Here is a 9,239-nt window from a genome sequence, read left to right as displayed (position 1 = left end):
TCGGGTTCGAGCCCTTTACGGACGGTAGCCCAAGTCCTTAGCATCAGCAAAGCCTGAAAAAGGAGATGGCGATGCCCGAAATTACTGTGCTTTTGACTTACCTTGCAGTTCTGGTCGGCTTCGTCTTCTTCCCGGGGCCGTCGATCCTGCTGACTTTGGCACGTGCCTCAACCTCGGGGACACGGGCAGGAGTAGCGACGAGCCTCGGTATTGGCCTGGGAGATGTAATACACACCGTTCTGGCCGTCATAGGGGTGTCAACCATCGTCATGGCGTCAGCCAATGCTTTTCTGGCAGTGAAATTGCTGGGCGCTGGATATTTGATCTACATCGGCCTCCGTAGCATTTTTGATCGGACGTCTCTCCAGGGCCAGCCTGATTTGCCACTGATCACTCCGCGCCAAGCATTTCGTCAGGCATGTCTCGCTGAAGTGCTGAACCCGAAATCGGCCATGTTCTTCTTGGCGTTCCTGCCGCAGTTCGTTGTTCCCGAACAAGGAAATGTCGCCCTGCAGCTCTTGGTGCTTGGCCTGCTGTTCGTAGTGGTAGGGACCGCCGCCACGCTTTCGGTGGCGGTCGGCGCAGGCGCTATCGGAGCAACCTTGCGCAGCAACCCCGGGGTACAGCGTTGGCAAGGAAAAGTAGTCGGCACCCTGTACTGCGCTCTGGGTATCCGACTTGCATTTCAGCCGCGCTGATCACTGTCTGCTTTGTCCGCTCAGCCGACCTTACGATCCCGCCAGGGTTCGCACGCGCGGCGAACGGCAGCTTTGACGGGCTGCGCCGCGGCATTCTGATCCAGGGCATGCGGCCCACCAACCTAAACCGCCGTGCCTCCCCTCTTGCTGATCATGTGTATCGCTGGCTGGGTGATCGTCGCAGCGCCGCTTCTTCTCGTGTCCTGGCGACGCGTATTAACTCGGCCTTAACCTCCAAACGGCTACTGTCTTCTTGATGCCAGTCTGATGCAAAAGGGCATCCCCTAAAGTTATCAACCCATTGAAGCTTTACGCGAGGCCTCCGATCCCATGGGTCGGAGGCCTAACCCCGTCCCCAAACGCAACAAGCCCCGCCCGGCTGTCACACCGGGCGGGGCTTTGTCGTATCTGATGCCTGATGGCGGGTTCTACTGGGGACACCCTCAGTGATCGCAGGCGCGGTGCAGTCCCCCGCTGTTAACTATTTGTTAAACACTCATTGTTACGTCGCTGCCATGACCCCCGCCAACCTGAACCGCCGCCCCTACCCGCTTAAAGGCCGCGCAGTCGATGCGATCATGTTCATACTGGGTTGGGCGCTCATGATTTTGCCTGTCTTCTTGCTGATTGGATAGGCTGCGGCAACGTCCGAAGGCTCAAGCATTGTCGCCACGAACCCGATCGCGGCTAACGCAAGAAGCACAATGCACATGGCGACGAGCACGTAATTGAACCAAGAGTGATTGTAGAAGGGGGTGGGCGCGTAGCAGCGGCCACAGCGCATGGATCCGAATCGCAATGAGTGATTGCATACGCGGCACGAGAACAACCTCAGGACTTTCACCTTTTCACCTCTTAAACTGCGGCACTGAGACGGAACCAAACTGCTTTAAGTTGAGTGACGCACCAAGGGCTGCAACGACGGTCTAGAAGCAACGAGTAACGATTTTGCGCCAGCTTCCGGCGCTGCCGCATCGCTGTGCGACGTAAAGACAAATCTCGCCTTGGCACCATGCGACCTGCGATCTGGTCGCGCTGTTTGGCGTTGCCCTACGGCGCCGGCCACCCCGGACACGCGGCCCTGTAGTCTCCGATCTGCGCGATCAGCCTCTGGGCCGTGTCGGCAGTGTCGGTCCTGGACGGCAGGAACAGCCCCTGCCCCCAGATTTGGCAGAGCGTCTTCTCAGTCTCGGTACCGGATGTCGGGCGGTCGAGCCAGGCGGCGCATCCGCTCACGGTCAACACGAGTGCGCAGGTCAGAGCTGCGGCGGAGATCCCTTGCATCGGCCTTGTCCTTTGCGGTCCGGCGGCCGCGACGGGCGCCCAGGTGGAAGAGCAGCAGGCCCGCGATCAGCAGGCCCAGGGTGTGGGTGAAGGCTTGGCCCAGGGCGGTGCCGGCAAGCCCGCGCATCACCGGCCCAGGTGCGCGCCGGTGCGCGCGTCTTCGAGGCGGGCGGCCTTCATCTGCCGGATCAGGATGTAGCCCAGCCCGAGCGCGCCGAGCGCCAGCAGGACCGGCCAGTTCTCCTGCAGGGTCGGCAGCAGGCCTTGGGTTTCCGCGAGGAGATCCCGCAGGACCGGCACCGCAGCCAGCAGCCCGCCCCCGGTCAGCGCAACCTCGGCCGCATCGCCGCCCTTCATCGTGCTGGAACCTTCCGCCCGGAGATCCGCGGGCGCGATGTCGCGCAGCGGACGGGGCTGGGCCCGGGCCAGCGCCGCCCAGGTCAAAGCGCCTGCCACAGCATCGGTGGCAAGGCCGTTGTCCGCCTGGAACGCCAGCAGCGCCGCGCGCGTCAGCGTGTCGAACCTGCCGTCACGCCGGCCGGCGAAGTAGCGCAGCCCGGCCAGGTCCTCCTGCAACACGCGCACGTCCGCGCCCCGGTCGCCGAAGCGCAGCACAGGCCGGTTGCTGGCAGGGGCTGCCTCGCCCAGGAGCGCCTTGATCTTCGCGCGCAGGTAGTCGCCCACGGGATAGGCGCCCACCACGTCGGGCTTGTAGGGCAACCGGGTGATGTCCCACTTGCCCAGCTGGCGCACGCCCAGCGTCGGCTGCACCTCGGCGTGGGTCAGCACCGTCTCGCGGGTGACCGGGATGCCGTGCGCCCGGCAGAGTTCTGCGACCAGGGCGCAGGCCGCATCCACCTGCACTTCCGTCAGCGGCGACGGACCCGCGCTGAACGGGACCTCGATCGCGTCCCGCATCCCGCACAGGGCGACGCCGATCGAGCCTGTATTGAGGTTGCGGGTATGCGCGGCATAATCGCCGTCGCTGGTCACGATGTTGTCGGCCAGCGCCTCGGTGCCGGGAACGATCCGGCCGTCGTGTTCCACCAGCCGGTGATAGTGCTGGCGGTCGACGGCGCTGGCCCGGCCGCCGCCGGCCGTCCAGTGGAGGATGATGCGATTCAGTCCGGTCATGGGACAGTCCTTCTTGCTAGGGTCGGCGAACGAATACCCGCCAGGCGGCCGACCAGATCAGGCCGTGCATCCCGAGGGAGACGGCGATCCAGCTCAGCGCGCGGGGTGGGCGGTAATCGCGGATGAACTGGACGTGCTCGGCCGCCTGCAGCAGCAGCGACACGGACATCAGCGCGGCGAACAGGCGCATCATGAACGTGATCCGCAGCGGGCGGCACAGCCGCATCACGAGAACCGCCAAAAGCATGGCGGAGACCACGTTGACCGGCACCAAGACATAGCTGACGGCGATCATTTGCGTGGCTCCTGATTGCTGCGCATCCGGGCCATTTCGCGCAGCAGAGCCACCAGCCAGTCGTTGGACGATAGCAGCCGCGCGATCACTTCTAGCACCCACCAGATCACGAAGCCGGTAAGCGCGCTGCGCGCCAAGACAGCATCGAGGTCTTCGCCTGCCATCCAGCCCATGAATGGCAGGCTGTCCGCCAGAGGCGAGAAGATCACCCCCATCGTCACGCCGACGAGGGCGCGATACAGGGCAGCCCGCGTGCCCTCCGGTGCGACCATGATCAGCGACGCCAAGACGCCGACGAGTGCGCCGATCACACGGACGGCTGCGCCATAAACCCACTCGTTATCAGGTGGCATGGTCAAACCTCCGGTGCACAAAAAAAGCGCGCAGAGCGCGCGGCAAGTCGTCGGTGGTCATTCGACCCCCGTATTTTCGGTCCCTGACACCCGGTGCTAGAGCCAGCCACGCAGCGCCGACTGCCACGCGGTGAAATACCGCGAACCAAATGTGCGCTGGGACGCAGCATTGAAGTGGGCGAAGTCTTGTCTCACCAAGCCGCTGGATGACGCACACGCCGTGTGGATCAGACGGCCAGGCAGTCCAGCGAGCGCCGCGTTGATGGTGTCGCGCAGCGGGAATGTGCCAGTGTCGAGGTCTTGGGCAATCTCCCCGACCACGAAAGGCGTCTGGGCCGACGCTCCGACGATCGACGTGCGATAGCCGCCAATCGCTTCGTCCAGCAGATCGGCGAAGTTGGCGGTCGAGTTCTCTGCGTCATCTTCACCGTCGTGGTGCAGGATGCCACCAAGCACGCATTGCGGGTATCGCCGCATCACCTCATCGGTGCGTCTCACCGCAGCCAGATAGAGGTCATCTCCGATACCCCAGCGCCCCAGTTCGACGCCACCCTGCAAGTTGCCAAAGCCGTAGCCCGTTCCGCTTACAGCGCAGGGGACAAAGATCAGTTGCGCATTCGGGAATTCGGCAGCGAAGTCGATTGCGAACTGTACCGACAGACCCATTTCTCCGGCATCGCTGCTCAGATGGTCCAGATGTGCCGTACACGCTGCCAAGCTTCCGGCCTGTAGCCACTGCTTGTAGGTGGCGGGATGACCTGCGCCGCCGTCAAAAACGCCCTGACCGACCATGTTCGACTGGCCAATAAGCGGAAGCACAATAGGCGATGCGCCAAGCATCAGCGCGCCGTAAAGCCGTCCCTGCTCGGTGTAGCGTCCGCGCAAGGCCAGCGACGGCAGGCCAAGCCGCGCCTCCTTAACCTCTTCTGCAAGATTGGTCGTGCCGGTTGCGCTCTCCTGCCAGACAGCCATTGCCTCAAGGTTGGCGGACAGCGCGTCCGCGTCGGACAACGCGCTCTCGATCACAGAGACGGCGCCGATTTTGCCGTTAAAGAAATTGGCCGGACTGCCACCGTTCCGGAAAGCGCCGATCATGGCGACCGCCGCCGCACCGGTCACACTCCGCGCGCCGCCCTTCACGACACGCTGTCCGTTCAGCCACGCGGAGAATGTGCCGCCAGACCACGTGACAGTGATCGAGGCCGGTTCATCCGTGACAGGGCCAAGAATGTTGCCACCAGGCCCGACAATGTAGTTTCCAGAGGTGGTGCCAATGTAGATTTTCAGCGCGTTGCTGCCATCTACCAGCGACAGCAGCCCGGCGGCGGCGGTCAGCAGCCAGGGCGTCGGTTGAACGGTCACAGTAGCCGTGAAGCCCGCGGAAAAGTCCCCGACCATTGCACCCAAGGCTGCGCTGTCGAGATAGTCATCGGACCCATCGAATTGCAGTGCGGGTCCGTGTCCAATCCACGACAGGCGCGGGCGCGCGGCATCTGCGGGCGCGGCCATGTCGTAGCTGTTGGCGCTGTCAGCAAGCGTCCCGACCAACTGCCCGACTTCCGAAGCTGTCGCTGGCGCCGTGCGCTCCACATATACTTCCGCCAGATCGTAGTACGCACCGTCTGCTGCCGTGATCGCATCTGTCACAACGTTGGCGGTGTAGTCAGGCCCCTGCACGGCGCCCCGAAGATCTTGCAGCTCCGACACCGCCGGGAACAGGCCGGTGCCGGAAACCTCGACGGCGGGCTGATAGGTGTTTGCGGTGCGCGCAAGTATGTCTCCCACGTCGGGCAGTGTAGCTGGGCTGATGGAAAAGCTGTCGGGGTCCGTCCCCAGCGCTCCGCGCCGCACCGATCCACCGGACGCACGGCGCCAGCCGTAACATGCCCCTGCGGGAAGCACGAAGGCCGCCGGCGCAAGGGCCGTCTCGCCAGCACCCGCGACCGTGAGCAGTTCGGAGACATAGCGGATTTCACCGACGGGGGTTGCCACGATAAGGTTGCCCGTCCCCGCCCCGGTAAGATTGACCGAGACGCTCGTTACATAGATGTCGCGCGCGGTGTCGGGCACCACAAAATATGTCGTGATGTTGGCGCCGAAGTTGCTGTCAGCCAGAGAGGCGTCGCCGTCCGTGATGGCCTCTCCGCCGTCGAACACCTGGCTGATCTGGTCAGAAGTGACGGTGCCGGCAACCGCCGCGCCAACAAAGGCCGTTGTCGCAATTTGCGTCGTCGAAGTACCCGCGGGCGCAGTCGGTGCCGTGGGCGTGCCAGTAAAGGCCGGGTCTGCCAGCGGTGCCTTTGCGTCCAGCGCGGCCTGCTGAGCTGTCGATACCGGCTTGTCCGCGTCCGGAGTATTGTCGACATTGCCCAAGCCGACATCCGACTTGGTCAAGACCACCGCACCGGTCCTGCCTGCGACGGACGTGACGGCGCCCCCCTCCCGCTTGAACCAGTCCCCGGCGTACGTCGAGGTGCTGGCATTGTCGATCAGCGCGATGATCTGGTCACCGGCGACAAACGACACGCTGTCGATTGTTCCGGTATCCGTGGCTTCCCAGTAGTCACCGGTCTGCGCAGTCCCGCCGCCGGGAAAAGAGCCTCCCGAGGGTGCCCAGGCGCCCTGCGGAGTCTCGGCGCCGGACGTCGCTTCCAGCGTGGCGATCCGCCCGCGCTCGACTTCGAGCGCGGTGGCCCTCGCATAGTCAGATTCGATGTCCGAGACGCGGTCGCTGATGGCGGTGACACCCGCAACGCCCTCCTCGATCTCCTCCATCCAGTCGCCAAGGTCTGTCTGATCGACCTGATGATCGGACGCGGGCGGATTGCCCTGCGCGATCGTTCGCCCAGGTAGAGCCATGGGTGACACCTCTCGTGTGAGTGTTAGACGATTGTTTCGGTCTCGGGACCGGACGCAGGGCCCGCGACACCCGAGGCGTTCACAGGAACGGCCCAGAAGTAGTAGGTGCCAGCCGCCAGCCCCGCGTCCTCGTAGGTGCTGGACTGGTTCGGACCGATGTAGTCGGTCGCAATGAGCATGGCCGTCCCGAAATCGGAGACTGTGTTGCGATAAATCCGGGTGGCATAGTGGTTCGGATCGTTGGCCGTGGTGAAGTCTATGGTCACATCGCCTGCGGCTTCGGTTACGGAGAAGGCCGCGAGAGACGCAGGCGCCGTGCTACTGCCAACCGTGACAACTTCCGCCGCAGGCTCAGGCGTCCAATCGCTCGGGTTGCTAAGAAGACCTGCGTATGCGTTCCGGCCCTGCACCTGATAGGTGGTGCCATCCAGAAGGCCGGTGATGATGAGCTCCGTAGCTCCATCGGTGATGGTCTGGCTCTGCCACTGTGTCGCCGCCACCGCCTTCCACCTGACCTGCTGCCAAAGGTAATCCTCCTGCACCCCCCACTCGGTGACAATGCTGCCACCGTCCCCTGCCGTCGCAGTGAATCCGGTCAGATGCTCACTTGCAAACGCGCTGTCGATGGCCTCGAACTCGGGGCGATCAGGCTCCTCCGTAGAGGCGTCAAAATCGAAGTCCTCCGGCTCCACCGAAATTGCCGTCAACTCGAAGAGACCCGAACTGGCGCGAACAAGGGTTCCGACCTCGAAATATTGAGCGATGCCCATCCCGGTGTGCGTCAGGGTAAAGAACCGCTGCCCAATCAACTCGTATCCCATCAGGCCGATGGTGCCGGAAAGGTGATATTGCGGGCGCCGCGCCTTGGCGATCCGCTTTGCCAGTCGGGAGGCTTGATTGTGGTTACTGACGAGGTAAAGCTCGGGCTCGTCCTTCACTACGTTGACGCCGGCATCTTCCACCCACGTCCCAGAGGGACTTTCCCTCCATGCATTGTCTGGCTCGACAAATTTTACCGACACCTCTGTCGGAGCATCGGCGCCCCATTGGCCTTCCGTCACTTCAAGATCGAGAAAGTCAGAACCGCTCAGGGTGACGGTTGGCGCGATCCACCGGCCAACCTTGAAGCCCACCTTCCCGTCCGTACGTTCGTAGACGAAGGCGTCACATGCCCCGGCCATCTGCGCGCGCTGTGTCTCGAACTCCTGGTCGTCCGAGATCGTGCCGTTGATCTCCCACCGCGCCAGCTGTTCGCCCTCCGCGTTCAGGACAACCTCGTCGCAGACGTCGGCCTCCTCCGCGACCTCGTCCCAGTCCACCTGCCCGCCCAGCACCTGCGTGATCCAGTACGCCATGCAGAGCGCCGCGTTGGCGGTATACTTGTAGGTGTCGTCGCGCGGATCGTAGATTTGATTGAGCCCGTCGATCACCGGCGCGTAGACCCACTGCCGCCCGTTCGGATAGACGCTGCTGAAGTTCTGCGGCGAGCTCCGCGCCGCCCAGACCACGGCGCCCGCCAGCCCCGCGAAGTCGAAGTCCTCGGTGATCTCGGTAAAGGTCGAGACCAGGCCGGCGTTGGCGGTCTGCCCGGCCTCCCCCCGGAACACCTCGATCCGCCCATAGGTCTTGAGGATGTCCGGCGCGGTATGCCCGCCGCCATCCCCATTGGTCAGGAAGTTGGACGACCCGAAGTCCGTCACGGCACCGTCGAGCCCGACGGTGTATTCGTCGATCCAGTGTTCGGCGATGCCCTCGATCTCATGCGCCGCCAGGATCACCACGTAGTGGCGACGGCTGCCCGATGCCTGCGTGAAGCCGAGCGGCCCGCCCTTCCGCGTGCGCCCGAAGACCCATTGCGCATAAGACACCGGCTGGGCGAAGTTGCCCATCTGCGCCGAGGGTTCCGGCACGTTGAACCTCGGCACGTCGAACTTCGGCGTGAAGGACCCGGCCAGGGCCGAGAGCCCGACCCCCAAGAGGGCGCGGCCCAGAACCGATCCCCCGATCGCGCTGCCGATGGCAAAGCCCGTCGAGTAGCCCACCGCGCCAAGCTGGCCGAGGATCCCCGCCACCGGGAAGAGCGCCCCGCCGGTCAGACCCGCCACCAGCGCCGCCACGGGCGGCATGGCCCGCGCTTCGGTCGGTGTCAGCCAGGTCGACGCCAGGAGCGCCACCGCCAGCGATCTACGCCGCATGGTCCATCCCCCAACAGGCCAAGGGCCGCACCAGGGTCGGTGACAGCGTCGTCGCCCCCTCCGGCCCCTTGCAGCCCCAGCAGTCCCCCAGCCAGAGCGCCCCGGCCGGCAGGGGCCGCTCCTTGCGCGGGATGACGATCACCGCCACGTCGCCGACCTCCGGTGCCACGACCCGCGGCAGCCCCCCGACACGGGCCAGGCAATCCTCGATGACCTCGACGGGACGGGTGAACCAGCCGCAGAGCTGCTGGCAGGACACCGCGTCGCAATACGCCCCGCGCAGCGCCGCCGCGGGATCCTCGCCGCCCTTCACCAGCATGTGCCAGTCCGCCAGCCCGAGGCAGCAGTCGCTCTGCCCCCAGACAAAGGGCGTGGCCATCCAGGTATGCATGATCCGGTAGACAAGTCTCATGGGGGCGGG

Annotated in this window: 8 protein-coding genes; 1 reads left to right on the top strand and 7 read right to left on the bottom strand. The window is 64.4% G+C overall.

What is annotated here, in order from left to right:
* Positions 1-71 precede the first annotated feature (71 nt).
* Positions 72-698, top strand: coding sequence for a LysE family transporter (locus ABFK29_RS11055; RefSeq protein WP_040604383.1), 627 nt, complete (start codon positions 72-74; stop codon positions 696-698).
* Positions 699-1,881: 1,183 nt separating this feature from the next.
* Here the strand turns inward: ABFK29_RS11055 and ABFK29_RS11050 are convergent.
* The 7 genes from ABFK29_RS11050 to ABFK29_RS11020 form a co-directional block, all read right to left on the bottom strand.
* Complete coding sequence (locus ABFK29_RS11050; RefSeq protein ID WP_157136440.1) at positions 1,882-2,109, bottom strand: hypothetical protein; 228 nt, start codon at positions 2,107-2,109, stop codon at positions 1,882-1,884.
* On the bottom strand, positions 2,109-3,116 hold the full coding sequence (locus ABFK29_RS11045) for a peptidoglycan recognition protein family protein (RefSeq protein WP_005857934.1): 1,008 nt from the start codon (positions 3,114-3,116) through the stop codon (positions 2,109-2,111). The genes ABFK29_RS11050 and ABFK29_RS11045 overlap by 1 nt, the downstream gene beginning before the upstream one ends.
* Positions 3,117-3,132: 16 nt before the next feature.
* A complete protein-coding gene (locus ABFK29_RS11040) occupies positions 3,133-3,411 on the bottom strand; it encodes a hypothetical protein (protein ID WP_005857357.1) in 279 nt (92 codons plus the stop codon).
* Positions 3,408-3,764 (bottom strand): DUF6107 family protein, encoded by a 357-nt coding sequence (locus ABFK29_RS11035; RefSeq protein ID WP_040604382.1) that lies wholly within the window; start codon positions 3,762-3,764, stop codon positions 3,408-3,410. Before ABFK29_RS11035 ends, ABFK29_RS11040 begins: the two co-directional genes overlap by 4 nt.
* A 96-nt stretch (positions 3,765-3,860) precedes the next feature.
* On the bottom strand, positions 3,861-6,623 hold the full coding sequence (locus ABFK29_RS11030; protein WP_005857353.1) for a sialate O-acetylesterase: 2,763 nt from the start codon (positions 6,621-6,623) through the stop codon (positions 3,861-3,863).
* Between the two features lie 23 nt (positions 6,624-6,646).
* Positions 6,647-8,818 carry a hypothetical protein gene (locus tag ABFK29_RS11025; RefSeq protein ID WP_005857928.1) on the bottom strand — a complete coding sequence of 724 codons (2,172 nt, stop codon included), beginning with the start codon at positions 8,816-8,818 and terminating at the stop codon, positions 6,647-6,649.
* A complete protein-coding gene (locus tag ABFK29_RS11020) occupies positions 8,808-9,230 on the bottom strand; it encodes a DUF6950 family protein (RefSeq protein ID WP_005857926.1) in 423 nt (140 codons plus the stop codon). The genes ABFK29_RS11025 and ABFK29_RS11020 overlap by 11 nt, the downstream gene beginning before the upstream one ends.
* Between the last annotated feature and the right edge of the window lie 9 nt (positions 9,231-9,239).

Source organism: Sagittula stellata E-37, from assembly GCF_039724765.1.
GTDB lineage: Bacteria > Pseudomonadota > Alphaproteobacteria > Rhodobacterales > Rhodobacteraceae > Sagittula > Sagittula stellata.
This window is presented reverse-complemented; position numbering and strand designations above follow the sequence as displayed.

Excerpts from the sequence above, each read along its gene's own strand:
- ABFK29_RS11035 (WP_040604382.1), bottom strand. The coding sequence starts at position 3,764 with ATGCCACCTGATAACGAGTGGGTTTATGGCGCAGCCGTCCGTGTGATC.
- ABFK29_RS11050 (WP_157136440.1), bottom strand. The coding sequence starts at position 2,109 with ATGCGCGGGCTTGCCGGCACCGCCCTGGGCCAAGCCTTCACCCACACC.
- ABFK29_RS11045 (WP_005857934.1), bottom strand. The coding sequence starts at position 3,116 with ATGACCGGACTGAATCGCATCATCCTCCACTGGACGGCCGGCGGCGGC.
- ABFK29_RS11055 (WP_040604383.1), top strand. The coding sequence starts at position 72 with ATGCCCGAAATTACTGTGCTTTTGACTTACCTTGCAGTTCTGGTCGGC.
- ABFK29_RS11020 (WP_005857926.1), bottom strand. The coding sequence starts at position 9,230 with ATGAGACTTGTCTACCGGATCATGCATACCTGGATGGCCACGCCCTTT.
- ABFK29_RS11030 (WP_005857353.1), bottom strand. The coding sequence starts at position 6,623 with ATGGCTCTACCTGGGCGAACGATCGCGCAGGGCAATCCGCCCGCGTCC.
- ABFK29_RS11040 (WP_005857357.1), bottom strand. The coding sequence starts at position 3,411 with ATGATCGCCGTCAGCTATGTCTTGGTGCCGGTCAACGTGGTCTCCGCC.
- ABFK29_RS11025 (WP_005857928.1), bottom strand. The coding sequence starts at position 8,818 with ATGCGGCGTAGATCGCTGGCGGTGGCGCTCCTGGCGTCGACCTGGCTG.